22 protein-coding genes are annotated in these 26,380 nt (G+C 58.1%); 12 read left to right on the top strand and 10 right to left on the bottom strand.

Annotated features, from left to right (window positions below):
• Positions 1-2 precede the first annotated feature (2 nt).
• Complete coding sequence (locus Q0864_RS12940; protein ID WP_298570599.1) at positions 3-809, bottom strand: ABC transporter ATP-binding protein; 807 nt, start codon at positions 807-809, stop codon at positions 3-5.
• 74 nt (positions 810-883) lie between these two features.
• On the bottom strand, positions 884-1,888 hold the full coding sequence (locus Q0864_RS12935; RefSeq protein WP_298570597.1) for an ABC transporter substrate-binding protein: 1,005 nt from the start codon (positions 1,886-1,888) through the stop codon (positions 884-886).
• Positions 1,889-2,219: 331 nt separating this feature from the next.
• Between Q0864_RS12935 and Q0864_RS12930 the strand changes: the two genes are divergently transcribed.
• The 8 genes from Q0864_RS12930 to Q0864_RS12895 all read left to right on the top strand — a co-directional run bounded on the left by Q0864_RS12930 (position 2,220) and on the right by Q0864_RS12895 (position 11,221).
• A complete protein-coding gene (locus Q0864_RS12930; protein WP_298570595.1) occupies positions 2,220-3,194 on the top strand; it encodes a LysR family transcriptional regulator in 975 nt (324 codons plus the stop codon).
• A gap of 127 nt (positions 3,195-3,321) precedes the next feature.
• Positions 3,322-5,757: an FAD-dependent oxidoreductase gene (locus tag Q0864_RS12925; protein ID WP_298570593.1), complete on the top strand. Its 2,436-nt coding sequence runs from the start codon at positions 3,322-3,324 to the stop codon at positions 5,755-5,757.
• Positions 5,758-5,764: 7 nt separating this feature from the next.
• Positions 5,765-6,160, top strand: coding sequence for a hypothetical protein (locus tag Q0864_RS12920; protein ID WP_298570591.1), 396 nt, complete (start codon positions 5,765-5,767; stop codon positions 6,158-6,160).
• Between the two features lie 3 nt (positions 6,161-6,163).
• Positions 6,164-7,432: a histidinol dehydrogenase gene (gene hisD / locus Q0864_RS12915; protein ID WP_298570589.1), complete on the top strand. Its 1,269-nt coding sequence runs from the start codon at positions 6,164-6,166 to the stop codon at positions 7,430-7,432.
• Between the two features lie 480 nt (positions 7,433-7,912).
• Positions 7,913-8,656 carry an amino acid ABC transporter ATP-binding protein gene (locus Q0864_RS12910; RefSeq protein ID WP_298570587.1) on the top strand — a complete coding sequence of 248 codons (744 nt, stop codon included), beginning with the start codon at positions 7,913-7,915 and terminating at the stop codon, positions 8,654-8,656.
• Positions 8,657-8,665: 9 nt separating this feature from the next.
• Positions 8,666-9,469: an amino acid ABC transporter permease gene (locus Q0864_RS12905; protein ID WP_298570585.1), complete on the top strand. Its 804-nt coding sequence runs from the start codon at positions 8,666-8,668 to the stop codon at positions 9,467-9,469.
• 45 nt (positions 9,470-9,514) lie between these two features.
• The gene (locus Q0864_RS12900) at positions 9,515-10,339 is read left to right on the top strand and encodes a transporter substrate-binding domain-containing protein (protein ID WP_298570583.1); all 825 of its coding nucleotides are present in this window, start codon (positions 9,515-9,517) and stop codon (positions 10,337-10,339) included.
• A gap of 12 nt (positions 10,340-10,351) precedes the next feature.
• Positions 10,352-11,221 (top strand): amino acid ABC transporter permease, encoded by an 870-nt coding sequence (locus tag Q0864_RS12895; RefSeq protein WP_298570581.1) that lies wholly within the window; start codon positions 10,352-10,354, stop codon positions 11,219-11,221.
• Between the two features lie 85 nt (positions 11,222-11,306).
• Here Q0864_RS12895 and arsB read toward each other — a convergent pair whose 3' ends face one another.
• Complete coding sequence (gene arsB, locus Q0864_RS12890; protein WP_298570579.1) at positions 11,307-12,374, bottom strand: ACR3 family arsenite efflux transporter; 1,068 nt, start codon at positions 12,372-12,374, stop codon at positions 11,307-11,309.
• Between the two features lie 9 nt (positions 12,375-12,383).
• Positions 12,384-12,716, bottom strand: coding sequence for a helix-turn-helix domain-containing protein (locus Q0864_RS12885; protein WP_298570577.1), 333 nt, complete (start codon positions 12,714-12,716; stop codon positions 12,384-12,386).
• Between the two features lie 318 nt (positions 12,717-13,034).
• Between Q0864_RS12885 and Q0864_RS12880 the strand changes: the two genes are divergently transcribed.
• Positions 13,035-13,211, top strand: coding sequence for a class II D-tagatose-bisphosphate aldolase, non-catalytic subunit (locus Q0864_RS12880; RefSeq protein ID WP_298570851.1), 177 nt, complete (start codon positions 13,035-13,037; stop codon positions 13,209-13,211).
• Positions 13,212-13,384: 173 nt separating this feature from the next.
• On the opposite strand, the gene Q0864_RS12875 is transcribed toward Q0864_RS12880, so the two are convergent.
• Complete coding sequence (locus Q0864_RS12875; protein WP_298570575.1) at positions 13,385-14,095, bottom strand: VIT1/CCC1 transporter family protein; 711 nt, start codon at positions 14,093-14,095, stop codon at positions 13,385-13,387.
• 233 nt (positions 14,096-14,328) lie between these two features.
• Here Q0864_RS12875 and Q0864_RS12870 point away from each other — a divergent pair, with 233 nt between their 5' ends.
• On the top strand, positions 14,329-15,906 hold the full coding sequence (locus Q0864_RS12870; RefSeq protein WP_298570573.1) for an oleate hydratase: 1,578 nt from the start codon (positions 14,329-14,331) through the stop codon (positions 15,904-15,906).
• Between the two features lie 55 nt (positions 15,907-15,961).
• Here the strand turns inward: Q0864_RS12870 and Q0864_RS12865 are convergent, their stop codons facing one another.
• The 4 genes from Q0864_RS12865 to acsA are packed head-to-tail and all read right to left on the bottom strand — an operon-like array spanning position 15,962 to position 21,168.
• Positions 15,962-16,207, bottom strand: coding sequence for a phosphopantetheine-binding protein (locus Q0864_RS12865; protein WP_298570572.1), 246 nt, complete (start codon positions 16,205-16,207; stop codon positions 15,962-15,964).
• Positions 16,204-17,433: a dihydrolipoamide acetyltransferase family protein gene (locus Q0864_RS12860; RefSeq protein WP_298570571.1), complete on the bottom strand. Its 1,230-nt coding sequence runs from the start codon at positions 17,431-17,433 to the stop codon at positions 16,204-16,206. Before Q0864_RS12860 ends, Q0864_RS12865 begins: the two co-directional genes overlap by 4 nt.
• A gap of 1 nt (position 17,434) precedes the next feature.
• Positions 17,435-19,429, bottom strand: coding sequence for a pyruvate dehydrogenase (acetyl-transferring) E1 component subunit alpha (gene pdhA, locus Q0864_RS12855; protein WP_298570569.1), 1,995 nt, complete (start codon positions 19,427-19,429; stop codon positions 17,435-17,437).
• Entirely contained in the window at positions 19,426-21,168 is a 1,743-nt protein-coding gene (acsA, locus tag Q0864_RS12850; RefSeq protein WP_298570567.1) for an acetate--CoA ligase, read from the bottom strand. The genes pdhA and acsA overlap by 4 nt, the downstream gene beginning before the upstream one ends.
• Positions 21,169-21,504: 336 nt before the next feature.
• Here acsA and Q0864_RS12845 point away from each other — a divergent pair, with 336 nt between their 5' ends.
• Together Q0864_RS12845 and Q0864_RS12840 are read left to right on the top strand one after the other, a co-directional pair.
• Positions 21,505-24,138, top strand: coding sequence for a CARDB domain-containing protein (locus Q0864_RS12845; RefSeq protein WP_298570565.1), 2,634 nt, complete (start codon positions 21,505-21,507; stop codon positions 24,136-24,138).
• Positions 24,135-24,743 (top strand): hypothetical protein, encoded by a 609-nt coding sequence (locus Q0864_RS12840; protein ID WP_298570563.1) that lies wholly within the window; start codon positions 24,135-24,137, stop codon positions 24,741-24,743. Before Q0864_RS12845 ends, Q0864_RS12840 begins: the two co-directional genes overlap by 4 nt.
• A 60-nt stretch (positions 24,744-24,803) precedes the next feature.
• Here the strand turns inward: Q0864_RS12840 and Q0864_RS12835 are convergent, their stop codons facing one another.
• Positions 24,804-26,243 carry an aldehyde dehydrogenase family protein gene (locus Q0864_RS12835; protein WP_298570561.1) on the bottom strand — a complete coding sequence of 480 codons (1,440 nt, stop codon included), beginning with the start codon at positions 26,241-26,243 and terminating at the stop codon, positions 24,804-24,806.
• Positions 26,244-26,380: the final 137 nt, after the last annotated feature.

Below are 26,380 nucleotides of genomic sequence, written 5' to 3'. Positions count from 1 at the left end.
AATCATTTTGTGTCCTCCGAACGTCCCATGATTTCTTCTTCCATGTCCCAGATCATTTCGAGGATTTCTTCGCGGGTTTCGGCATAGCCTTCGGCCTGCTTTACCTCGCGCAGATCCGCGCCAACACCCATGTCAGCGAATGGCAAATTGTATTCCTTGTGAATTCGCCCCGGACGCGGTGCCATCACCAATAGACGCTCGCCTAAAAGGATCGCCTCTTCGACCGAGTGGGTGATCAGGATGATGGTCTTGCCGGTCTCTTTCCACAGCTTCAGAACAAGCCCCTGCATCTTTTCGCGCGTCAACGCGTCGAGCGCGCCAAGCGGCTCGTCCATCAAAATCACATCCGGGTCATTGGCAAGACAGCGGGCCAAAGCCACACGCTGTTGCATACCACCGGACAGTTCGTAGATCGCCTTGTCCTTGAAGTCGCCTAAACCAGTGACATCAAGCAAGTGGTCCACATGTGCGCCCCATTGCGCCTCGTTCTGGCCCTTCATACGGGGACCGAAGCTGACATTTTCGCGGACATCCATCCATTCGAACAACGCACCTTGCTGGAACACCATGCCACGCTCGGCGTCTGGGCCGGTAACAGTGTGCCCATTCAGGATAATCTGACCCTCGGTCGGCGCAAGAAAACCGGCGACGATGTTCAACAGCGTTGTCTTGCCACAACCGGATGGACCCAAAACACTCAGCAGTTCGCCGGTATTTAGTTCCAACGAAACGTCTTTAAGCGCCTGTACGTGGGTGCCGTTCGGAAGGTCAAACCGCATGGAAATATTTTCAATTGAAAGCGTGGACATGGGGTCTCCGGAGCTGCTCGCAGAAAAAGATGGCGCAAGAAAAAACAATCTTGCGCCATCGAGGGTAGGCTCGCTTACATGCCGCCGACAGCGGCCAGCGGCCCCGTATTCACCGCGTTCTCGTACGTATCAAGCGCACTATCAATCGACCCGGCTTCAACAAAAACGTCAGCGACGCCTTTCATGAACTCCTGCGCACTGCCACCAAGCCAAGTGGCGCTCAGTTGCTCTTCAACTGTCGGGAAGCTGAAGGTCGCCATGGTTTCCATGGTCGCTGCTTCGTCCATGCCAGCATCCTTGGCGATCAGCGGCAGCATTTCGGCATGGTTGGCTGGATCAGCCCACATCGCGTTCGCGTCAGCTGTCACCGCAAGGAACTTGGTAACCATGTCGCCGTTCTCGGCCACCCAATCAGCCGGGCCCGAGGTCACATCAAACACAAGAATACCAAGTTCGGTCTTCTCTGCGCCGGTGATGAGCACGTTGCCATGTTCCAGCGCACGGCGCAGTGAGCCGCCCCAACCGCAGAACATATCGACAGCACCCTGCGCGATCGCGGCGGCACCATCGGGGGGATCCATGTCGACCACGTCCATGCTTGCAACATCAACGCCAAAATGGCTCATTTGCTTGAGGAACCCATAATGCGCTGCCGTGCCAAGCGGAACGGCGACCTTTTTGCCCGCAAGTTCCCCGGCGTTGGATTTGTCGATCTCAAGCTCGGACCGCACAACGCAGTTGTCGTTGTCGGCATAGGACACGGCCACATCAAGGATCTGCAGATCCTGACCGGCGGACGTTGCCACAACGAACGGCGGCACGCCTTGGCTGACTGATAGATGAACGTCGCCGGACGCCATCGCAGCCGACATTTTTACACCGCTTTCAAAGCTGACCCAATTGATGTCGACGCCCAGCGCTTCTTCATAGGTGCCCATTTGCTTTGCATATTCAAACGGCATCGGCCATTCGAGGAAATACGCGACCGTAATTTCTTCCGCCGAAGCTTGCGCTGCGCTTAGCACTGCAACACTGGCTGACAACGCCGCAACGATGTTGTTTCTGATCTTTGCTTTCATAGTTTTCTCCCTGTGGATTTGGTGACCGTTCCACCTTGCTGGCGGTTTGGTCGATTTATCAAAAGTTTCCAGCATCGTCAGTATGCTGGGTGCCCGAAAGAGCCACCACTCTTGTGCAACCTTCAGGCCATGTTTGAATTAATACCATATCTCGGCCTATCGTGGCGTCCTTTCATCACAGTGCGATCACGAACTAAATGCGCCACGGGCCGAAGGCTTCCACATATTCCCGTAACGATAGACGCAAATCTTTCAATTTCGAATTCTTGATACTAATATTCTCACGTAGCGCTATTAATACGGCTCTTCCAAAGACATTGGAACCACCGACATGCCACAAAAAAACGTTCGCAAAGAACTGAGTCTTAAGTGGCTGGAACTGTTCCAGATATGTGCGCAAAAGGGGTCTCTGCAGACTGCCGCCAAAGAGGCCGGTCTGACGGTCAGCACCGTTTCCCACCATCTCAGAAGTCTCGAAGACCATTTGGGGGTTGAGCTGTTCAATCATTCCCGAAGACCCATGGTGCTTACACAGAAAGGTCAGATTTTTCTGCGGAACATTGATGATGCCTTATACGCAATTCGCAAAGCCGCGGCGGAGGCATCGACCAGCAGCATATCCGGGGCAAGTTACCTGAGGTTGGGCACGGTAGAAGACTTCGATAGCGATATTATTCCCGAACTGGCCGCCTATTTACTCGAGAGCATGCCGCATTGCGATTTTCTCTACCACACGGCTTCCAGCCATACGCTCATTGAAATGATGCGCAATCGTCAACTGGACCTTGGTATCGCGAGCAACCCGACCGAGCAGTTTCGCGACCTGCAAGAACGCCAGCTGCTGCAAGATCCCTATGTCTTGGTCCTTCCGTTGGACATCGAGCAATCAATATCCGACATTTTCGAAGGCCAAACGAAGCTGCCCTTCTTACGGTTCTCCAGCGACCTGATCATCGCACGCCAGATTGAATCACAGCTCAGGCGCTTGGGCGTTTCTTCACCGCCAAAGTTTGAATGCAGCAACAACCAGACACTGATGGCGATGGTGGCGGCTGGGGCTGGTTGGACCATTTCAACCCCGCTTCTGTTTTCACGTGCCAAGCGGTTTCACCCGAAACTGCGAATGCACCGCTTTCCAAGCAAAGGTTTTGGTCGGACTTTGGCGCTCATGAAAACACCTGACTGCTCTCAATCGTTGTTTGAGCTCGTTGACGACAAGGTGCGGACCCTGATGAGCACGCACGCGATCGCGCCCATTCATAAGAGCTATCCATGGCTTGCGGACAGCTTCAAGCTCATCTCATAACGCCGCCGCGCGCTATTATGAGATATTGATAAGTAATATTTTATTTTCTCTGATAACTGTCTGTAGCGTTGCGATCTAAGGCAAGGCGCGACCCTATCATTGGAGTTGCTTGTTGGAGGCACGCTCTATGAAATCGCGCACCAAGGTTGTGGTCATCGGAGGCGGCATCGCCGGTTGCTCGACGCTTTATCACCTGACCCAGGAAGGCTGGAGCGATGTTGTGCTCGTGGAACGCAACGAACTGACATCTGGCACCACCTGGCATTCTGCCGCGCAGGTTACGAACTTCGGGGCGAACCAGACGATGGTCGGGCTGAAGTCCCATTCGATCAACCTGTATAAAGAGCTCGCGGAAGATCCTGACTATCCCATAAATTACCACCACGGCGATGGCGGCATCCGGCTGGCCAACACCGAAGAACAGATGCAGGGCTATCGCCATTTTGCGTCAATGGCGCGCGGGATGGACGTGCATTTCGAGGTGATCGACGCCGCAGAATGCGCGCGTCGTCATCCGTTGATTTCCACGGACAATTTGATTGGGGGGCTGTGGGACCCACTGGACGGCGACATTGATCCGGCGCAATTGTGCCAATCGCTTGCGCGGCGGGCGCGCAAGGCCGGGGCTGAGGTTTATCGCAATACGCCCGTCACCGGGTTGACGCAGCACAAGGACGACACTTGGACGGTGCACACCGAACACGGTGACATTGACTGCGACATCGTGGTGAATGCCGGTGGCTATCGGGTCAATGAGGTGGGCGCGATGATGGGGGTTCATCACCCCGTCGCATCGATGGAGCATCAGTATTTTCTAACCGAGGAGATCCCCGCGATCAAAGAGGCTGACCACCGAATGCCCCTTCTGCGCTGCCCGATCTCGGATTATTACTGTCGGCAGGAAAAGAACGGATTGCTGGTCGGTTTTTACGAACAAGACTGCAAGACATGGGGCATGGACGGGATTGATCCGAAATTCGTCAATGCGCTTTGCCCGGATGATCTGGACCGCGTAACGGACGTTCTGGAAGGCGCGTTTGAACGGATGCCCGCGTTGATGGAGGTGGGCATCCATACGGTTGTGAATGGTCCGATCACCTACACGATTGACGGCGCGCCATTGGTCGGGCCGATACCGGGCAAACGCAATGCGTTTTGCATCATCGGCCTGCGCGCAGGACTTGGCGAAGGCGGTGGACACGGGTGGCTTTTGGCCCAGCAAATTGTCCATGGCGAGGCGTGTTATGACACGTGGTGTATCGACCCGCGCCGCTTTACAGGGCACACCAATGTCGAACTGACGGCGCTGAAAGCGATTGAAGATTACCAAAACGAGTTTCGGTTTCACTTTCCTCACGAGCATCGCCCGGCAGGCCGCCCGGCCAAGACCACCCCGCTGACACCCGTCTTTGCCGCCGAAGGCGCGGCGTTCACCGTCGTAAACGGATGGGAGCGCGTCGACTACATCAAACCCAATCCCGAGTTTCACCCGACACTCAGCTTCAACTTCGACGAGACCTTTGACGTGATCGCTGCCGAAGTCAAAAACGTGCAGGAAAACGTTGGCTTGTGCGAGGTCAACGGCTTCAATCGCTTCGAAATCACCGGGGCGGACCGGCACAGGTTTCTTGACCGGATGTTCTGCGGCACCGTGACCAGACGCGAGGGCCGCGTCGGGCTGGGCTATCTGCTGAACCATCACGGAATGGTCAAGGCCGAGGCCACGGTGGCCAATCTGCCCGCCAGCGACCGGGGGGCAGAGCGCGTCTGGTATGGCTCGGCGGCGGCAAGTGAAGTCCACGATATGGATTGGCTGCAAATGCATCTGGAACACGGCGAAGACGTCACGATCCGCAGCCTGACAAATGATCAAACGATCCTCGTTCTGGCGGGCCCCAAGGCGCGTGACGTTCTGTCAGCCTGTTCACGCGGAGACTGGTCGCGTGAGGCTTTTCCATGGCTCAGCGTGCGCGAATGTTTCATCGGTTTCGCCCCGGCGACTGTGCTCGGCGTCAGCTTTTCAGGAGAATTGGCATACGAAATTCATGTGCCGAATGCCTCGCTCTATGCTGCCTATCTGGCACTGCGCAAGGCTGGCGAAGCGTATGGGCTGACGCTTTTCGGCGCGCGCGCGGTCGACTCGATGCGGATGGAGAAAGGTTTCCTGCACTGGAAGTCCGATCTAATCACCGAGTTCGACCCGTTTGAAACGTCACTCGACCGCTTCGTGAAGCCCAACAAGGGCGACTTCATTGGCAAACAGGCGCTGCTGAAGCGTCGCGAACAGGGTCCGCGCAGAAAGCTGGTGACGCTCAAGATCGACGCCACACATGCGCCCGCCCATAGCGGTGCTTCGTTGATGCAGGGAAATGCTGTGATTGGCACCGTGACGGCGGGCGATTGGGGTCACCGGGTCAATCTGAACCTCGCCTATGCCTTCGTCGATCCGGCGCTCGCAGGGCCAGGCAGCACCATGCTTCTGGACCTATGTGGTGATTTGGTCGGGGCCGAAGTGATAGAAGACTCGCCTTACGATCCGGATTTCGTCCGGATACGTGGATGAGCGCGCCATGACCCGCAAACTTGTCGAAAGACCGGAGGGCATTGGCCACGGGGCCGCCACCACCAATCCACCGCTGCATAGGATCGACCCCGCAGTGGCCCGCACACTGCAAAGCTTGGATAGCGTTTCGAGCCTTGGGGTATCGGCTTCGCCTGCGGTCCGTTCGGCTGGTGCCTTTGACACGGTCCGTGGCATCAAGGCAAACGGTCTCACGCCCAAGGCGCGCCGCATTCTGTCGCAAGCCGCATACGACCTGACGGGCCGAGACGCGGCGCTTCTTTGGATCGCTTGCTCTGAATTCTCGATGCGCGCGCCCAAACTGGGTTCGACCGCGCCAGTTTTCGACACCATCAACGTGTTGACGGACGCGATACAAACCCAATCTCTGACGAAACCGAGGTAACCAATGGCCATCACTTACCTGAAATCAGCCGATCCTCGTCCGGAAGTCGAAAACAACGACATCCGCGATATCGTCGCCATCATGCTGGCCAATATCGAACGTGGTGGCGAAGCGGCGGTGCGCGATTATGCCATGAAGCTCGATGGCTGGACCGGCGAAATCGTGCTGTCAGAGGATGAACGCAAGGCCGCCTGCACCCGCGTGCCCGAAGACCTCAAGGCAGACATCCGCTTTGCCCACGCCAATATCCGCCGCTTCGCAGAGGCGCAAAAAGCGACGATGGGCGAATGCGAAATCGAAGTGATGCCGGGCCTGATTGCCGGCCAGAAACAAATCCCGGTGTCGAGCGCCGGGTGCTATGTTCCCGGCGGCCGCTACAGCCATGTCGCCAGCGCGTTGATGACAATCACCACGGCCAAGGTCGCGGGTGTCCCCCATATCACTGCAGTGTCCCCGACGCGCCCTGAGGTTGGCATCCCCGATGCTATCGTCTTTGCGATGGACCTTTCCGGCGCGGACCTGATCCTGAACCTTGGTGGCGTGCAAGGTATCGCTGCCATGGCAAAGGGAATGTTCGGTGGAAAACCTGCGGATATCCTTGTTGGTCCGGGAAACAGCTATGTCGCCGAGGCCAAACGGATGCTTTTTGGCAGCGTCGGGATCGACATGTTCGCAGGCCCTACGGATTCGCTTGTCGTTGCCGACCATACTGCCTCTGTCGAAACGGTCGCCTGGGATTTGGTCAGCCAAGCCGAACACGGTAAGGACAGCCCGGTGTGGCTGGTGGCAACCGACAGGGCGCTGGCCGAGGGCGTCATCAACCGCGTCTCGGCACTAATCGACAGCCTGCCGGAAACCAACGCCGCCGCGGCCCGCATCGCATGGGACGAACGAGCCGAAGTGATCCTCTGCGACAGCCGTGAGGAAGCCGCCGAGGTCGCGGACCGATACGCCCCCGAACATTTGCAGGTGCAAGCGGCTGATCTGGATTGGTGGCTGGACCGGCTTACGGCCTATGGCTCGTTGTTTCTGGGGAAGGAAACGACCGTGGCCTTTGGGGACAAGACCTCGGGCCCGAACCATGTGCTGCCAACCAGTGGCGCGGCGCGCTATACTGGTGGTCTGTCGGTGCACAAATTCACCAAGACCGTGACCTGGCAGCGCTGCAATGACGTCGCCTCGCACGAGTTGGCCCTGCGCACCGCAAGGATCAGTCGGGTCGAAGGGATGGAGGGCCATGCCCGAGCGGCAGAGTTGCGCAAGCGGCCTTAACTTGCCAAAGACCGCAGCCGTCAATCGCACCCCGATCCGTCGCTCGAATACGGTAGACCGCGCCACCGTTGACCTCATCTGACGTGGTCCCGAAGGGTGTGTATGCTCGCGCATAAGAGCGGACATTGCCGTCAATGACGGATGCTTTGATGAGATTGACGATCTCACCCGTATGCCGTGGCAGCAATTGAAGCGTCTCACGAACGCCTTGCAGACCCGAAAGACCTGCAATCGGTGATCAGCATCGGGTTTGCTGCCTTTGGTCACGACTATTCTGCGGATCTGTCCGTGGCACCCCCTTACAAAAACCGGCGCCCGCATCGGCGCTTTTGTGAAGAATTTCTTGGAAAACCTCACGCACACCGTCTCGTTGCTTGTGTTCCTGCTGCTCGTATGCGGAGGTGGGTCGGCAATCGGCGTGTCGACGTGGCCGGGGTGTCGTTCTATAGTTCTTGGAACAACGCGGAGTTACGAAGTTACATGGTGCAAACACCGATAATCATAGCAGAAGGCGTTGGAAAATATTTTGGTGATTTCAAAGCACTGACAGATGTAGACCTGATCGTGAACCAAGGCGAACGCGTCGTGATCTGTGGCCCGTCGGGGTCAGGAAAATCAACTCTTATTCGGTGTTTCAACGGGCTCGAGAACCACGATACAGGGCGGCTTTGCGTGGACGGCATGGAATTGCGCGAAGATGCGCCGGGTATGCGGCAGCTGCGGCAGGATGTCGGTATGGTGTTTCAACAGTTCAACCTGTTCCCGCACCTGACCATTCTTGAAAACCTGATCATCGGGCCGATGAAAGTCCGCAAGCAATCCCGCGCTGCGGCAGAAGCAACGGCGCGCAAGTATCTTGAGCGGGTCCGCATTCCAGAACAGGCCGATAAACGCCCCGCGCAATTGTCTGGTGGACAGCAACAGCGGGTGGCCATCGCGCGCGCGCTGTGCATGCAGCCGCGGGTGATGCTGTTTGACGAGCCGACCTCCGCCCTGGACCCGGAGATGATCGGCGAAGTGCTGGATGTGATGGTAGAGCTGGCAGAGACGGGCATGACGATGGTTGTCGTGACCCATGAGATGGGATTTGCCCGCAAAGTCGCCGACACGATGGTGTTCATGGAGGCGGGGCGCATCGTCGAGGTTTCCCCGCCCGAAACATTCTTTACCGCGCCCAAAAGTCAACGCGCGCGCGTCTTTCTTGACCAGATACTGGAGCACTGAAGCGTGCGCATGGCGGCTCTGTTCACCCTCAAACGCGTCTTGAACGCCCCGGCGGTCGCCGTTTCACTCTATGCGGTCATCGTTGCCGCGATCGCGTGGGCGTCCTATACGGGCGCCCAGCAGATGGGTTATAATTGGCAGTGGTATCAGGTTCCCGGCTATATCTATACATTCACCGATGACGGGTTCCAGGCGGGTGAGATTCTGACCGGCCTTTGGGCAACAATTCTGTTGTCGCTGACCTGTTTTCTCCTCGCAACCTTGCTTGGCCTTGGCGTGGCATTGCTGCGCTTGTCGGGGTTGATTGTGGGGCGGGCGGTTGCGATCGGGTATCTGGAGTTTGTGCGCAACATCCCCCTGCTGGTGCTGCTTTATCTGTTCTACTACGTGCTTGGCCCTATATTCGGCTTTGACCGCTGGGCGGCTGCGGTGCTCACGCTCAGCGTCTACCACTCGGCCCTGATTTCCGAGATTTTTCGCGCAGGCATCAACTCCGTCGCTGTCGGGCAATGGGAGGCCGCAGCCTCGATCGGGATGAGCAGGGCGCAGGCGTATCGCTATATTATCCTGCCCCAATCGGTCCGCTTCATGTTGCCACCGCTGACCGGTGAGATCGTCAATCTAATCAAGTCATCCGCAATCGTCAGCGTGATCGCGGTGGCGGAGTTGACCACCGTGGGCCGCAATATCATCTCGGACACATATATGAGTTTTGAGATCTGGTTCACCGTTGCCGCCGTATATTTAGCACTAACCCTCGTGTTGTCTTTTGGCGTCTCGGCGCTTGAGCGACGTTTTGCAACTGAAACCTGAACCCCACCCAAGGAGAGATCTATGTCATTTACACGAAGAAAAATCATGACAAACGCGCTGGGATTGGCATTCGCCGCCCTGACAAGCACAGTCCTGACGCTACCCGCCCTTGCCCAGAGCGCGACACAGGACCTTAGTTCTGAATCCGTGATCGAGACCATCAAGAAAGACGGCGTCATCCGTATCGGCCTGTCGATCTTCACACCGTGGTCCATGCGCGATGTGAACGGTGAATTGATCGGCTTTGAATTGGACGTTGGCCGCGAGTTGGCCAAGGATATGGGCGTGGACGTAGAGTTCGTGCCCACTGCATGGGACGGCATCATCCCCCAGCTTGTGTCGGGCAACTTTGACGTGATCATCTCTGGCATGTCGATCACGCCTGCGCGCAACCTGACCGTCAATTTCACCGACCCTTACGCCTATTCCGGCCTGACCATATTGGCCAACACGGCGATGACCGAAGGCTTCACACTTGATGATTACAACAGCCCGGAGGTTACGTTTTCCGCGCGCCGAGGGGCCACGCCAGCGACCGTCATCGCACAGCTTTTCCCAGAAGCGACGCTGTTGCTTTTCGACGAAGACGGTGCCGCGACGCAAGAAGTGCTGAACGGCAACGCCCACGCCACCATGCACGCAGAGCCGACACCTTCGATCGAGGCGCGCCGCTATGCCGATACGCTGTCGGTGCCGTTTGACCAGACCTTCCTTGCGTCCGGTGAAGGGTTTGCGCTTCGCAAAGGGGACGCAGACGCGCTGAACTTCTTCAACAATTGGATCGCGGTGAAACATGCCAGCGGTTGGCTCAAGGAACGCAACGACTATTGGTTCAAGGGCAATGATTGGGAAGATCAGGTCACCCAGTAAGGACCTGGAAGCGTGCCCTCGTTCCTCAAACGCCTGAAATGGGCCGACTGGCTGATCCTCATCGTTCTGGTCGGGGCCTTCGGTTATGTCGGCCTGCGTCTGGAGGGCACGCTTAACTACACCTGGCGGTGGGAGCTGATCCCCGATTACTTCATCCGCTACCGCGAAGACCGGCAGGAATGGTTCGCCAACCTATTGCTACAGGGGCTGTTCGCGACACTTCGCATTTGCATCTACGCGGGGATACTGGCCGCCATTTTTGGCACAATTCTCGGTGTGGCACGCTGCGCCGAGAACCTGACGATCCGTCTGCTGGCGCGCACCTATCTTGAATTGCTGCGCAACATCCCGCCAGTCGTCATCATCTTCATCTTTTTCTTCTTTCTATCGCAGCAACTCATCGACGCGCTCAACATGAACGCATGGGCACGCGGCATCGCCCGCAGCGACAGCGCACCCGCGTGGGAATTCTTCTTTGGCGACATGCGCCGTTTCCCGTCGCTTGTCTCGGGCGTGCTGGTTCTGGGGCTGTTTCAGGCGGCTTTTGTCGGGGAAATCGTGCGCGCGGGCATCCAATCAATTCCAAAAGGCCAATTCGAGGCCGCCCGTGCCATCGGGATGAGCCGCTCTCAGGAAATGCGCTATATCGTGATGCCGCAGGCGCTGCGCAAGGTCGTCCCCCCGATGGCAAACCAGTTTATCAGCCTTATCAAGGACAGCTCGATCATCTCGCTGATCTCTGTTCAAGAACTGACCTACAAAACCGTAGAGCTGGTCGCGTCGACGCGGCTGATTTTCGAGGCATGGCTGACGACGGCCGCGTGCTATTTCATCCTCTGCTTTGGACTGTCGCTTCTGTTTCGACGGCTGGAAAAGCATTAGAGCCGGTGCGTCCACCGGGTCTGCATTTTTGTATCATCGCATTCAAAGAACCGCTCGTTCTACTTTTCAAAAAATGGCGACGACGTCACGGCGCACCCGCCTCGTTTGGAAACCAATGTTTCGTCCGGTTGGCGAAGGCGACGAGGGACAGCATCACCGGCACTTCTACCAACACACCGACCACCGTCGCCAGGGCGGCGCCCGAACCAAGCCCGAACAGGCTGATGGCGACGGCCACGGCCAGTTCGAAGAAGTTGGACGTTCCGATCAGCGCGCAGGGGGCTGCAACGTTGAACGGGATGCCCCATGCGCGCGCCGCACCGTAGGCCACGAAGAAGATGCCGTAGGACTGGAGCAACAGGGGGACCGCGATCAACGCGATGACAAGCGGGCGGTCAAGTATGACCTCGCCCTGAAAGCCGAACAGCAAAACCACGGTCACCAGAAGGCCGAAGATGGAAAAGGGTTGAACACGGGACTTGAAGTTATCCACCGCCGCTTCGCCGCCCTTTGCAATGAGGTTTCGGCGGGTGAGATATCCGGCAACCAGCGGCAACATGACGTATAAGCCCACCGACAGCAGCAACGTGTCCCAAGGCACAACGATATCCGTGACACCCAACAAGAAAGCCACGATAGGTGCGAAGGCGAAGACCATGATCACGTCATTCACGCTAACCTGCACCAGCGTGTAGGTGGGATCGCCTCGTGTCAGGTTTGACCAAACGAAGACCATAGCGGTGCACGGGGCGGCACCCAACAGAATGACGCCCGCCAAATAGGCCTGCGCTTCGTCCGGCGGGATCAATCCTGCGAAGACGTATTCAAAGAACAGCACGCCAAGGGCGGCCATCGTGAAGGGCTTGATCAGCCAGTTCACCACAAGCGTTACGACCAACCCTTTCGGCTTGTCCCCGACCTGTCGCAACGCGCCGAAATCGACACCAACCATCATTGGGTAGACCATCGCCCAGATCAGCACCGCCACGGGCAGGTTGACAGACGCGACCTCCAACGACGCCAAGACGGAAAAGAGGCCGGGAAGCAGATTGCCAAGCACCAGCCCCGTGCCGATGGCAAGCGCCACCCACACAGACAGCCAGCGTTCAAAGGTTCCCAAGCCTGCCGCAGCGCGAAGCGGTGTATCGGTCATATCAGTCTCCTAGCAGGCACAGGCAAGTTCGTTGATGACGGGTTGGCACAGGTCGGGATTGCCGCCGCAGCAGTCCTCCATCAGAAAGGCAAGCAGACCGCGCATCCCGTCCATGTCAGCGAAGTAGCGGATGCTACGGCCTTCCCGCTCGTTTCGGATCAGACCAGAACGCGCAAGGATCGAAAGATTGGCTGACATTGTATTCTGGCGAACATCCAACGTGTCGCTAATGTCCCCGGCCAACATCCCCGCGTCACCGGCCTTGATCAGCAGCCGGAACACATCAAGCCGCGTGGACTGACTGAGTGCGGCGAACGCACCGAGAGCATGATTCTTATCCATATATCGTGAATTATTGATATTAACACGGGCGGTCAAGCCTGCTGAGTTCGCCCAATGGGTGTTGGGGTGATCCAGTCGCCCTTAACCCGTCACCGCCTGGATTTTCATACTCCCTTCTGGTGGCCGGGATTTGAAAATCCGTGACGCGTCTTCCAGCAATATCTGATGCGAAACAAGACGGCCGATGTCGGGGCCATAAGCAATGATCGACGCCAGTTCGGTTGGACCGGTGGTTCGCACGCTGCAGTCGACCATAGAATTTGGGAACGCGACGTTCTGTTCGGTCCATCACGCAAGGGTCGGGTCTGACACGAGGCCATATGGGCTCTTGCCCAAATCGAAGCCGAAATGGCTGTCAGACATCCCTCGAAGTTGCGCGAAATCGTTGAACAGCGGATGAGCGATCAGCCCGCATATTGGAAAGACCACGACAACGGCTCAATAGCCGCGGTGTCGCAGCTGCGGGTCAAAAGCTACAGCGACCGCATCCGTTAGTACTGGAGAGATCCCGACCAACGCCGCTAACCTGCTTGCCCACCACATCAACAGATGTGTCGCGAGGTATTTCAAAGCTGCGGGCATGCCCCAGCCGTGAAGCGACATTGGTGGCACCAATGCAAAATTCAGGCGGCGAGTCACATACTCGCATCGGTATGAAACCCATCGGCTCAGACGTGAAACAGATTGCCGACACCATAGGCCAACGCCGCCGCCGCGCCACCGATCAGCATCGTTTCCCCGGCCGACCGCCACCACGGCGTAAGCGACCAGTGGCTTTTCAGGGCGCCAATACCAAAGAAGGTCGCCAAAGTCATTCCTGCGGACAGACCGAAGGCATCCTCCATCCCAAACAGGAACGGCAGCACCGGGATCATCCCGGCAATCAGGAATGACAGGAATGTCGTGATGGCAGATCGCAACGGGCGGGGATCAATGCCACCCAACCCATACTCGCCCTCCATCATGAGAGCGATCCAGCTTTCCCGATCCTGTGTTATCGCGTCGGTCGCCTGATCCAGGACACGACCTTGCAGACCCTTTCGCGACAGGATTTCGCGCACTTCCAGCCATTCACCGCGCGGATGTTCGTCAATGTGCTTCTCCTCAATCTTGCGGATGCGCAAAAAGTTGTCCTGCTCTGCTTTGATCCCCGAGTAGTTTGCCGCCGCCATTGAAAAGCCGTCTGCCAGCACATTGGCCAAGCCCAAAACGACGACAACAAACGGAGAAAGCCCAGCCCCCGCCACGCCTGCGACGATGGCGAAAGTCGTAACCGTGCCGTCGATGGCACCGTAGACCGCATCGCGAAGCACACCTCTGCCTTGCGGCGCGCCGATACGCTCTGAAATTCCCTGACGCGTGTGAGAATGCTCAGCCATTCTGTTGTTCCTTCCAGTTTCAGTAACGATCAGCGCAGCAGCCGACTTGGCTCGCGGGGTCGAATTGGCGGACAATAGCAATTGGTGGCGCTCTACCAGCTTCGCAGCTGAAAAAACGCCCCAAACGAAGCGTATTTTACGCCCTTTCTGGGACGTTTGCCATGATCCGGGGCAACGCGAACGTGTCCGCTCAGTGCTAGACTTAGGGGTCTTCAAAGCGAAAGGAGAAAGCCATGCCTACCAATGCTCCAGAAGTTCAGCATCACATCATTGGCGGTGGAATTGCCGGTCTGGCAACAGCCGTTTTTCTAGTGCGAGACGCGGGCGTTGAAGGGGGCGCCATCCAAATCTATGAACAGCTCGATGTGGCGGGTGGGTCGCTTGATGGGGCTGGCAATTCAGACGACGGTTATCTGATCCGTGGTGGTCGCATGTTTGAAGAGCACTTTGCCTGCACCTTCGACCTTCTGGACTCAATTCCGTCAGCGGACGACCCCAACATTTCTGTTTCCGAAGATATCATGGCGTTTAACCGCATGGTGCCTGGGTCTTCAAATTGCCGCCTTGTGCGTGACGGAAAACCCGCCGAAGATCGCTATGATCTGACGCTGAGCGCCCGTGACATCGTCGATATCAACCGGCTGATATTGCATTCAGAAAGCGGGCTTGGTCCGCAGCGGATAGACGAATGGTTCAAGCCATCATTCTTTGACAGCAATTTCTGGATGATGTGGTCCACAATGTTCTCGTTTCAGCCTTGGCATGCATTGGCCGAGATGCGTCGCTACCTAAGGCGTTTCATCCACCTGTTCCCCGGTTTTTCCCGGATCGCCGGGATCTTGCGCACGCGTTACAATCAGTATGATACGTTGATCGCCCCGATCATGATCTGGCTGCGCGACAGGGGCGTCAAGATCACCACTGGCGCGCAAGTCACTGATGTCACCATCGAGGGGTCGCGGCAGGACCGCTGTGTCACTGGCTTTGCGCTGGCCGACGGCCGCACAGTTGCGGTTTCCAAATCCGACCGCGTCTATCTGACGCTCGGCTCTATGACGGATGGATCTGTTTTGGGTTCGAATGACCGCGCGCCGACCCTAGAGGATCGCGAAGGCGGTGCTTGGGCACTGTGGCGTGGTCTCGCAGCCCAACATGAAGGTTTCGGTCGCCCCGAAACCTTCTGCGGCGACCCTGGCAAAACGGCTTGGCATTCCTTCACGGTCACGCTTGATACACCCGATTTCTTCGAATTCATGGAGGATTTCACCAACAACCGGACCGGAACCGGGGGGCTGGTCACCTTTGCTGACTCGGGCTGGACCCTTTCTATCGTCCTGTTCCACCAGCCCCATTTTCGCGGTCAAAAGCATGGCACCTATACGCTTTGGGGCTATGGGCTGCGCGGGGAGCGGACCGGAGATTTTGTGACCAAACCGATGTGGGAGGCGACGGGGGACGAAATCATTTCGGAGCTTTGCGGACACCTGAAACTGAGCGAAGCTCAAAAGGCATGGTTCAAAGGCGCGCGCGTCATACCCTGCCGAATGCCGTTCGTCACCAGCCAGTTCATGCCACGCCACCCCGCAGACCGCCCGGATGTGCGCCCAAGTGGCGCGCAAAACTTCGCTGTAATCGGGCAGTTTTGCGAACAACCGCGCGACTGTGTGTTTACGGTTGAATATTCGGTGCGGTCCGCACGCACGGCCGTTTCAAGCTTGACGGGCAGGACAGACCCGCCACCCCCAGTGGCGGCCACTGACCATGATCCAAGGGTTCTGGCCAAGGCTGCGCGTGTCTTGATCGGGATGTGATCATTCTGAGCGCCGTCGGACATCACGAACCGTCCTTCGGCGCCGCGCCTGCTGACTACTTCATCGCGTCCGTCAGATACGCAACGGCCAAAGCAACGGTCGCGATCTGCGGATAATCTTTTTCGGGAATATCCACACCCGTGCGCTTGTGCAATGCGGTCACAAGATTAAGGACGTCCATCGAATCCAGCTCAAGGTCATCCTGAATATGATCATCATCGCTGACGGTATCGGTGTCGATGTCGGGCGCAATACTGGCAAGTTCTTCCAGATAGGCCGCGCGGATTTCTGCTTCTGTCATAGGCTCTCCGGTTCGTTCAAGAGGGTCTCAAATTCAGTAATGAAGCGGGCGACCTGACGGCCGTCACTTACGCGATGGTCTGCAGATATGGAAAGTGTCACAACGCTGCGCGGTATGACCTGATCGTTCAACACCCACGGCCTGACCTGCGGTGATCCAAGCCCGACAAGGGCGACTTGCGGCGGGAATATGACGCCGGTCATGACGTCGGCGCTCGTATCACCCAGACTAGAGATCGTAATGGTGCCTTGCGTCATTTCCGAGCCCTTCAACCGTCCAGCCCGGGCCCGTGAGACAAGATCCCGCATACCTGCCATCGTCTGATCAAGGTCAAGCGCCACGGCGTCCATCAGGGCAGGCGCGACCAAACCACCACCGCGAAGGGCAACGGCAACGCCGGGGTTCACGGCCTTTGCAGCGTGGAATGCGCCATCTGTGAAATGTCCGTTCATGGTCTTCACCTTGGCAGCAGCCAGCGCTGCGGCCCGAACAAACAAGGCGCCCAGCAATATCCGTTCAGCGGGCGGACGACCGGCATTCAGCTTGGCAAGGAAATCGCTCGCGGGTTGAACGTCGATCGTCTGGGACAGATAGAAATGGGGAATTGTCTGCTTCGAGCGTGTCATCGCCGCAGCAATTGCCTTGCGCATCTCTTCAATTGGCGATCCCGGTTTTGCAGCGGCTTGTGGCGACTTACTTGGCGCGCCGTCGACATCACCCAGAACGATGACCCCGCCGGGTCCGCTGCCGCGGATCGTGCTGAGGTCAAGGCCAAGCTCGTGTGCCCTGACCCGTGCTGCGGGCGACGCTGCGTTCGGGCTTTGCGGTACAGAAGTCGGCGCGACTGTTGGCGGTGCTGGTGCCGTGGCAGGTGCTTTCACTGCTTCCCTTTCGAGAGCGTGTGGTTCGGCAGGCGGTCGCTCGGCCGCAGGCGCTGCTTTGGCAGGTGGGGGTTCAACCGATGGCTCCGCTTTCGCGGGTGGTGCCTCTCCTTCCGCCAGCAAAACAGCAAGCGGCGCACCGACCGGTAATTCGGTTCCGAGCTGCGCCACTAGTTCGTGAACTGTCCCGTTTTCGAAGACTTCGATCTCGATGGCGCCTTTCTGGGTTTCGACCACAGCGACCACATCACCCCGAGCGACCGTGTCGCCGGGTTGAACCAGCCATTCGACCAAGGTGGCGGCCTCCATATCGGCGCCAAGCGAGGGCATGTTGAAAATACCCATCTCAGCGCCCCAACAGTGCCCGCGCCGCCGCGACGATACCGGGCGTTTGCGGGATGGAGGCATCCTCCAGATGTTTCGGATAAGGGATCGGCACTTCCTCGGCGCAGACACGCCCGACCGGTGCATCCAGCGACCAAAGCGCCTGCTCCATGATCCGCGCCGAGATTTCGGCCGAAATGGATCCGGTGCGCCAGCCTTCGTCGATGATGATCGCGCGGCGGGTCTTGTTAACCGACGCCATGATCGTCGCGTCATCAAGCGGGCGCAAAGTCCGAAGGTCGATGACCTCTGCGCTGATCCCGGCCTCTGCCAATTCTTCGGCGGCCGCAAGCACCTTGAAGAGCGACCCGCCATAGGTGATCAGACTGATGTCGGTGCCTTCGCGCCTGACCGCGGCCTTTGATATGTCGACCGGCCCGGCAGCTTCGTCGATTTGACCCGTGTTGTTGTAAAGCATGACATTCTCGAAGATCAGGACGGGGTCCGGGTCTTCCAGCGCGGTCCAGAGCATCCCGCGCGCGTCTTCCAGCGTTGCAGGCGTCAGCACTTTCAGCCCCGGAATATGTCCATACCAACCTTCAAGGCTGTGGGAATGCTGCGCGGCAAGTTGCTTGCCCGCGCCGGTGGCCATGCGGATAACGACCGGCACGCCGAATTGACCGCCCGACATATGCCGGATCGTGGCCGCCGTGTTCATGATCTGGTCAAGCGCCAACAGCGAAAAGTTGACTGTCATCAATTCGACGATCGGTCGCATCCCGACAGCAGCAGCCCCGATCCCTGCCCCGGTGAAGCCGCTTTCAGACAGCGGTGTGTCGCGGATACGGTCTTGGCCAAATTCGTCCATCAATCCCTTCGAAACGGCATAACACCCGCCGTAAGCTCCCACATCCTCGCCCATCAGGAATACGCGGTCATCGCGGATCATCGCGTCGCGGATCGCCTGTTTCACGGCTTCGCGGTAGGTTATTTCGACCGTCTTACCAGACAGAGCGGGGGTGGTCGGCGGGTCAGGCTGCGGGCCAAGGATGTGTTTGGTCAAGTCCTCGACAGGTTCCCAGGTCCCGGCCTCGGCAAAGGCGACGGCCTCAGCAACTTCTGCGTCCACCGCGCGTTCAATCTCGGACACGTCGCTGTCATGGATCAGGCCGTTTTCAAGCAGCCAGCCCTGAAAGCGGACAATCGGCCCTTTCTTGCGCCATTGCTCGATCTCAGCTTTCTCGCGATACAGTTGGGCGTCGAACATGGAATGGGCGCGAAACCGGTAGGTCCGGCATTCCAGAAACACTGGCCGTCCCGTTTCGCGGATCTGCGCAATCGCTTCGCGCGACGCGGCTTCCACTGCGACGACATCCATGCCGTCCACAACGCGTGACGTGATGCCATAGCTTTCGGCCTTTTGCTGGATATCTGTCTGCGCCTCGGTCCGGGCCAAGGCCGATCCCATCGCATACCCATTGTTTTCGCAGACGAAGAGCACCGGCAAATCCCAAAGCTCGGCCAGATTCATCGACTCGTGGAATTCGCCCTCGGCCACGGCACCTTCACCGAAGAAACAGGCGGTCACATTGGCCTCACCTCGCATCCGGTCGGCCAGCGCAAGCCCAACAGCCAAGGGCAAACCGCCCCCTACGATGGCGTTGCCACCGAAAAAGTTGGTGGCCGCATCAAACAGATGCATCGATCCGCCCCGCCCGCCGGAACACCCTTCGGCTTTGCCATACATCTCGGCCAGGACTGTTGTCATCGGCACGCCCCGCACAAGCGCGTGGCCGTGCTCGCGGTAAGTTGCGACGATACGGTCCTGCGGCCCCAGCACAGGGATCACACCAGCGGCGATCGCTTCCTCTCCGTCATAAAGGTGCAGGAAGCCGCGAATTTTTTGCTGCGTATAGAGCTCGGCACATTTTTCTTCGAACATCCGGACACGGATCATGTCGCGTAGCAGGGCCAGAACGTGCGCTCTATCAAGGTGGGGTTTGTCGATCAAACTCATGTCTCGTCTGTCTCCAAAGTGGAAATGTCGCCTTCAGGCAGGCCCAGTTCACGGGCCTTGAGAAGCCGTCGCATGATCTTGCCCGACCGGGTTTTGGGCAACGTTTTGCGAAAGATGATTTCGCGTGGGGCAACCGCTGCGCCCAACTTCTTGCGGGCATGGCCGCGAATGTCGCGCTCCAGCTCGTCGGAAGGGTCTATGCCGGGGTTCAGCGTGACATAGGCCTTGATGATCTCACCCGCTGTTTCATCGGGGACGCCGATCACACCGGCCTCGGCGATGGCCTCGTGTTCGATCAGCGCGCTTTCAACTTCGAACGGCCCAATCAAATGACCGGACGTCTTGATCAGATCGTCGGCGCGACCAACGAACCAGAAATACCCGTCCCCGTCGCGCATCGCGAGATCGCCAGAAAGATACCAGCCATCGACGAAGCACTTCTGAAACCGGGCCTCTTCATTCAGGTAGGCGCGCATCATTGACGGCCAGCCGGGGCGCAGTGCCAGCTCTCCTATCTCGTTATCCGCGACTTCGCGGACCGTCCCGTTTTCATGCTCTACGATCCCCGCTTCAATTCCCGGCATCGGCTTGCCCATCGAGCCGGGCTTCACCTTCATTCCGGGCTGATTGGCGATCATGATCCCGCCGGTTTCGGTCTGCCACCAATTGTCGTGGAAGGGCTGGCCAAAGACTTGTTCCGACCAGATCACGGCCTCTGGATTCAGCGGCTCGCCGACGCTTGCCAGAAACCGCAACGAAGAAAAATCAAAAGGTGCTGCGGTCTTGGCCCCCGCGCGCATCATCATACGAATTGCCGTCGGGGCCGAATACCAGACCTCAACCTTCTCTCGCTGAATGGTTTCATACCACCGTTCAAGGTCGAACTCAGCCTCATCCACTATCATCGTCGCGCGGTTCACCAGTGGCGAGATGATGCCGTAAGACGTGCCGGTGACCCAACCGGGGTCTGCGGTGCACCAATAGATCGTGCCGGGCTGCAAATCCAAGGCCCGGTTGCCCGAAAACGCGTGATAGACAACCGCGTTATGGACATGCACCGCCCCCTTGGGCTTGCCAGTCGTGCCCGAGGTGAAATGGATCAACGCGGGGTCTTCAGGTGCTGTTCGCACCGGCTCAAACTCAGACGACGCCGCTGCAAGCGCGGGGCCAAGTGCGACGCAGTCGTCAGGCGCGTCGTCGCCAACAATAAGCACCAGTTTCAGTGTATCTATCTGATCGCGCCAAGCGGCGATCTTGCGTTTGTAGATTGACGCGGTGGTCACCAGCACATTGGCGCTTCCGATTTCCATACGCGTGCGAATTGGTTCCGGGCCAAAAGCCGAAAAGAGTGGCGTGAAAACCATACCCGCCCTGAGTGTTCCCAGCGCGCAGGCATACAGTTCGGGAACGCGCCCCATCAAGACGAAGACACTGTCGCCTTGGTGAAGCCCATGGTCGTGCAACACCGACGCAAACCGGGATGAAAGGTCTTTCAGATCACTGTATGTCAGCTCTTGGCGGGACCCATCTTTGCCAAGCCACAACAGCGCGACCTGATCGGCATGCCCGCCGATCACATGTTGATCAACGGCTGCGTAGGCTATGTTTATGGACCCATCCCGCTTGCCAACTGATCCGCCCATTTCGAAACGAGAATTGGCTTCACCTGATTGACCGTCAACATACCCTTTCTTGGATACATCGCGTCCCGATAGCTCTGGCTTGCGACGCTGTGGCATTGTTTCTTCCTCCACAACAATTATGAACGATGCGTCAAATAGTTGTATGAGTTAGATCAATTCTCGTGCGGATTTGTGCCCTGCAAGCGTGACCGTTGCGTGAGGTTGGACCCAATTTCCCACGGCCCTTCAACGCAAACGCGCATTCTGCCTGCGGTCGCGGCAAGGATGGGCTTTGGCACAGCGCGACACATGGCATCCGCGAAAGACCGCCTACTCATATTGCGACTCGCGTAAATGGTGTATTCTGAGTGTGACGGCATTGCCCGTCCACCACTGGTGGTAGGTATCGCATCTTACCTGCAAACTGCAATTTGGCCGCAAGGCGCTCTCAAAATGCCTGTTCATCGACAGACGATCCGTCCGTTTCCAGCTTTCCTCCATGTCGTTCGCTCCACGATATGGGGCGGGTTGTTTTTGCTGTTTCTTCCCGTCTTCGGGCTGGCGCAGACGCTTACCCTAGAGATGTCGCGCGGCCCCTTGGAAGACGGGCGGTTGCGCGAAGCTATCGCGCTTTCGACTGACTGGATGCGGGCAGCGGAACGCACCGGCCTAAATATCCGTGGCGTCATCATTCGACACGCAGACGAGATGGAAACCAAGCGGAGAACGCCGCAGGATATCAGGAAGGCCAAAAGTCTTCTGGCTGAAATGGGGGGCGTATCGCGTAACACCCAGCTGATCGTTTTCTTTGATCCGCAACGAACGCAAAAGCTGGCCCAGTTGGCGGCGGCGAACATGCGGTCGCTGGGGCTTGCGCCACGACTGGTGCCGTTGCCAAACGAAGCGCGCGCCGAGATGCAAAGGATGATGCGGACACGCTCTGACATTTCGGATTTGGAGCCTGGGTTCATCATGCTCACGTGGAGCTTCGCCGAGATGCTCACCCCTTTTCCACGTGTGCCAGAGATCGTGCCGCCGGACCGCGTGCGGCCTGACAATCTGACCCCGGTGACGCTGCCTGATCTTGTCGTTTCTGAGTTCCGCGTGGATTTCGATCCTCGCACCAAAATTCTATCCGCGAAGGCTTTGGTAAGAAATGCCGGGCAGAAAGAGGTGCCAGTTCGCTTTGCCGTGACTTTTCCCGACAGCGCTGGCGTGATCAGAGACCAGCTTGGCCGTTCCGTCGCGGGACCATTGGGTCCGGGTCAGGCGCAATGGGTGGAAGCCGCGGTTCGCGTCAACGATTCCGCGCTCGGGCAAACGGTGCGCCTGCACGCGGTTGCGGATGCCGCCCTGACGATCCACGAGACAAACGAGCGTAACAACAATAGCGTTGAACGAAGCGTATATTTGGAACGTCCGACTCCACCCCCGCTGGATTTGGCTGTTGCGAGGTTTGACCCGACCTATGACCCACTCTCGCGCCGCCTGACGCTTCAGGTCACCGTGCGGAACGTTGGCGGCTCACCCGCCGGACCGTCCTCGCTGCAGGTGTTCGAGACGCAAAGGCTTTTCCCTATTCCCGCGATCTCAATTTCCGCAATCGCGCCGGGCGATCATGCGATTGGCGTGGCCAAAATCATTGTCCCCGAAACGGCATTGGGCAAGGTGGCGCAGTTGGAAGCCGTCGCGAACGCGGACAAAAAGCTGCGAGAGGTCAATTTCAACAACAACAGCTTTGGACCCGTTCGTATCAGGCTGGAGCCACCACCTGAACCAGAGCGTGCCGATCTGGCGCTGGTGGCGTTCAAGGCCCGCTACGATCCGGCATCACAGGAGATCGCCGTGAGCCTCGCAGTCCGCAACGAGGGTCGTGGAAATTCTGGCCCGTTCGAGGTCGGCGTTTTTGACCACACCGGCTTTATCAACGCCACCACATTGCGCTCGGAAGGGTTGGCGTCAGGGCAAAGCACAAGCCGGTCCTTGCGCATCCCGGTGCAAGCCGTGACCACAGCGCGCACGATCGTGCTGCAGGCCGAAGCAGATCCGGGCGATCGGGTGCGCGAAAGCAATACTGACAACAATTTCTCGCCCCAAATCAGGCTGCTTTTGGAACCTCCTCCCAAGCCGGAACAGCCGGACTTGCAGATCGCGCGGTTGTTTGCGGAATATGACCCGGTGCGGAACCGTATCGTGTTGCGCGCCGGTGTGGTGAATTCCGGGCTGGCCCCATCAGAGGCAACGCGCGTCCGATTTTCCGAATTGGACGGTCAGGTGCCGGCGACAAACATAGCCCTGCAAGCGTTAGTTCCCGGGCGGTCCATCATTGTGCAGTCCGAGGCGCCGCTGGCGCCTTCGCCTGAAAGCCGTCTTATGAATTTCGTGGCATGGGTCGATGTCGATCGGCGCGTCGATGAAAGCCGCGAAGACAATAATGAAAGCCATGTAGCGACGCTGCGCATTCCGGCATCAGCTGCGCAATTGCCCGACCTGGAGGTAAGGTCGCTTGCCATCGCTCAGACGCAGGCGGGCGCTCCGATAAGCGTGACGGCAGAGATCGTGAACACGGGCGGATCCGGCAGCGCTGCGACCGATTTGGAACTGATCGTTGCCGGTGCAGGTCCGATCATCAGGCCGCTGCCTGCCCTTGGTCCAAACGAAAGCTACACGCTCCGACTGGAGGTGCCGGTTCGGGTGACGCTGTTCGACGATACAGTAGAGGTGTCACTTGAAGCCGATCCGGCGGGGCGCAACACCGAGGTCACAAAAGCAAACAATCTGCGCCGCGCACAAGGGGCGCTTCACGCGGCGCGTTGGCCCTGGATTGCGCTTTTTGGCGGCGGCTTGGCAGGGCTGCTTATGATATCACGCCTGTTGTCGCGGCTCGGTCGCGGCCGACCTGACTCGAAATCGAAGATCCCCCCCCATCTCGTCCGGCTGCAACCAAGTGTTCATGCCGGTCAACAAGTCGTAACACCCGAACCCGGCAAACCCGGGATCGAGTTTGAGCTATCGCTGCGCCCTAAAATCGATTCCGGCAACGTGGCAGTGGAGCCCCTTGCAGACACGGGAGACCCAGATTCATGACCGAAACCATGACCACCGAACCGGCTGCGACGCTGACGCTCGCCAAGCTTTACGCTTCCGATAGCGCCGCGTTCTCCAAGCTCGAACCCGATCAATCATCAAAAGCGGCCATGCAGAAAGATGTGGAGCAAATGGGGTCTGGGTTGATCGAGGCGTTCACCTTCGCCGCGGCGCTCGCCGTGCTCTACGAAGCGCTTGATGTGGCCTTTTTGGATATCTTGAAGTCCGGCTGGAAAACCATGGCCGAACTACAGGCCTATCGTGATCTGGAAAAGCATCCGCCAGAAGAAAAGAGCTGGGTTAAGCTAGGGCGGCACAAGTTGACCTCGGCCCATGAACCCAAGGTAGAGGTTTTGTTCAACGGCAAACATCTGGGCCAGTTGGACTTTGACGCCAAGCTGACCCTGAACGTGACAGACGCCAAACTGAAGGTGCAAAATGGGCGCATTTGGGAGGTGACAGGACCCGTGTTCGAAGGCGAGGCGACCCTGTCTTACAAGGGCTTTCTGCTGCTGAAGAAGAACTTGGCGCGGTTTACCCTTCCCAGCGGCGTCACCTTCGAGAAGGGCGTTCCAATCATCCCGATGCCGGTTTCCATCGGTTGAACGCGTGCGTTGAAAAAGCCCACACTGGGCGGGCATTTTCAGCGATTTGTTAAGGTCGGATCAGTCGTTCGACCAACCGGACACGGCTTTGACCTCAAGGAAATCCTCGATCCCAAGGATACCACCTTCGCGTCCATTGCCAGATTGCTTGTAGCCGCCGAAGGGCGACCCTGCCGCGCGCGATGTGCCGTTCATCTCGACCATACCCGACCTCAGGTGGCGGGCCACGCGGTTGGCGCGGGTGCCGTCTTGGGTCTGCACATAGTTTGTCAGGCCATAGACGGTGTCATTGGCGATCTCGACCGCGTCATCCTCGGTGTCGAAGGGGATCATCGCCATCACCGGTCCAAAGATTTCTTCGCGCGCGATGGTCATTTGGTTGTTCACATCCGCAAAGATGGTCGGCTTGACGAAATAGCCTTTGTTCAGACCTTCGGGTCGCCCTGTGCCACCGGCAATCAGGCGCGCGCCTTCATCAATCCCGACTTGGATCAGATCCTGGATCTTGTTCCACTGAAGCTCGCTGACCACGGGGCCAATGTGGCGACCTTCCTTGCTGGCCGGTCCAACCTGCACTTTCTCGGCCGCTTCGCGCGCGGCTTCGACCGCTTGATCATAAACGCCGCGTTGCACCAGCATTCGCGACGGCGCGTTACAGCTTTGCCCGGTGTTCTGCATCATATGCATCACGCCACGCTTCACGGCCTTTTCGTCGGCGTCGTCAAAGATGATGTTGGCGCCTTTGCCGCCCAGCTCAAGGCTGACGCGTTTCAAGGTGTCGGCGGCGGCCTTCGAAATGGCGATGCCCGCACGGGTCGAGCCGGTGAAGCTGACCATGTCCACATCGGGATGGGTGGACAGTTGCGTGCCGACGCCCATACCGTCGCCGTTCACCATGTTGTAGACACCGTCCGGGAAGCCGACCTCGTCAACAATCTCGCTCCAGACGATCGATGATAACGGGGCGATTTCGGATGGTTTCAGTACCATTGTGCAGCCCGCAGCCATCGCGGCCACAACCTTCAGCGACACCTGGTTCATCGGCCAGTTCCAGGGCGTGATCAGCGCGCAGACCCCGATGGGTTCATACAGCAGCCGGTCATTCGGCGCATGAGCACCCAACATCTTGTCGAATTCGAAATCCTTGAACGCCGTGATGAAGTTCTGAATGTGGAACGTGCCCGACCCCACCTGCGACGTGCGGGCCAGATCAATGGGCGCGCCCATCTCGATGCTCATCGCTTCGGCCAGATCGTCCGAGCGTTTCTGATAGACCGCCAGTAGCTTCTCGATCAGAGCCAGCCTGTCTTCCTTTTTCGAGAAACCCCAGTCGGCAAAGGCGGCCTTCGCAGCAGCGACGGCGGCGTCAGTGTCCGCCTGATCACCCAGCGAAATGACCGCGCAAACCTCTTCGGTCGACGGGTCGATGACGTTCAAGTCTTTGGCCGCCGCCGGGGCGACCCATTGACCATTAATATAGAAATCGCGCTTCTCGATCATTCCAGTCTCCTTGGTCGGATTTGCGTGCACTCTGGCATTGCGATTTGTCCGACGCAACCCACGGAAACAAAATTTGATCAAATTTTTAGGTGCGACGATTTGGTTGCGTTTGAACCCAGTCAGGGTCTTTAAATGCG

The organism is uncultured Aliiroseovarius sp. (genome assembly GCF_947497285.1).
Lineage (GTDB): Bacteria > Pseudomonadota > Alphaproteobacteria > Rhodobacterales > Rhodobacteraceae > Aliiroseovarius.
This window is presented reverse-complemented; position numbering and strand designations above follow the sequence as displayed.

Excerpts from the sequence above, each read along its gene's own strand:
- Q0864_RS12910 (WP_298570587.1), top strand. The coding sequence starts at position 7,913 with ATGGTGCAAACACCGATAATCATAGCAGAAGGCGTTGGAAAATATTTT.
- Q0864_RS12885 (WP_298570577.1), bottom strand. The coding sequence starts at position 12,716 with ATGGATAAGAATCATGCTCTCGGTGCGTTCGCCGCACTCAGTCAGTCC.
- Q0864_RS12870 (WP_298570573.1), top strand. The coding sequence starts at position 14,329 with ATGCCTACCAATGCTCCAGAAGTTCAGCATCACATCATTGGCGGTGGA.
- Q0864_RS12905 (WP_298570585.1), top strand. The coding sequence starts at position 8,666 with ATGGCGGCTCTGTTCACCCTCAAACGCGTCTTGAACGCCCCGGCGGTC.
- Q0864_RS12860 (WP_298570571.1), bottom strand. The coding sequence starts at position 17,433 with ATGGGTATTTTCAACATGCCCTCGCTTGGCGCCGATATGGAGGCCGCC.
- Q0864_RS12920 (WP_298570591.1), top strand. The coding sequence starts at position 5,765 with ATGACCCGCAAACTTGTCGAAAGACCGGAGGGCATTGGCCACGGGGCC.
- Q0864_RS12930 (WP_298570595.1), top strand. The coding sequence starts at position 2,220 with ATGCCACAAAAAAACGTTCGCAAAGAACTGAGTCTTAAGTGGCTGGAA.
- pdhA (WP_298570569.1), bottom strand. The coding sequence starts at position 19,429 with ATGAGTTTGATCGACAAACCCCACCTTGATAGAGCGCACGTTCTGGCC.
- Q0864_RS12835 (WP_298570561.1), bottom strand. The coding sequence starts at position 26,243 with ATGATCGAGAAGCGCGATTTCTATATTAATGGTCAATGGGTCGCCCCG.
- Q0864_RS12925 (WP_298570593.1), top strand. The coding sequence starts at position 3,322 with ATGAAATCGCGCACCAAGGTTGTGGTCATCGGAGGCGGCATCGCCGGT.
- Q0864_RS12935 (WP_298570597.1), bottom strand. The coding sequence starts at position 1,888 with ATGAAAGCAAAGATCAGAAACAACATCGTTGCGGCGTTGTCAGCCAGT.
- Q0864_RS12900 (WP_298570583.1), top strand. The coding sequence starts at position 9,515 with ATGACAAACGCGCTGGGATTGGCATTCGCCGCCCTGACAAGCACAGTC.
- Q0864_RS12840 (WP_298570563.1), top strand. The coding sequence starts at position 24,135 with ATGACCGAAACCATGACCACCGAACCGGCTGCGACGCTGACGCTCGCC.
- Q0864_RS12865 (WP_298570572.1), bottom strand. The coding sequence starts at position 16,207 with ATGACAGAAGCAGAAATCCGCGCGGCCTATCTGGAAGAACTTGCCAGT.
- Q0864_RS12940 (WP_298570599.1), bottom strand. The coding sequence starts at position 809 with ATGTCCACGCTTTCAATTGAAAATATTTCCATGCGGTTTGACCTTCCG.
- Q0864_RS12875 (WP_298570575.1), bottom strand. The coding sequence starts at position 14,095 with ATGGCTGAGCATTCTCACACGCGTCAGGGAATTTCAGAGCGTATCGGC.
- Q0864_RS12845 (WP_298570565.1), top strand. The coding sequence starts at position 21,505 with ATGCCTGTTCATCGACAGACGATCCGTCCGTTTCCAGCTTTCCTCCAT.
- arsB (WP_298570579.1), bottom strand. The coding sequence starts at position 12,374 with ATGACCGATACACCGCTTCGCGCTGCGGCAGGCTTGGGAACCTTTGAA.
- hisD (WP_298570589.1), top strand. The coding sequence starts at position 6,164 with ATGGCCATCACTTACCTGAAATCAGCCGATCCTCGTCCGGAAGTCGAA.
- acsA (WP_298570567.1), bottom strand. The coding sequence starts at position 21,168 with ATGCCACAGCGTCGCAAGCCAGAGCTATCGGGACGCGATGTATCCAAG.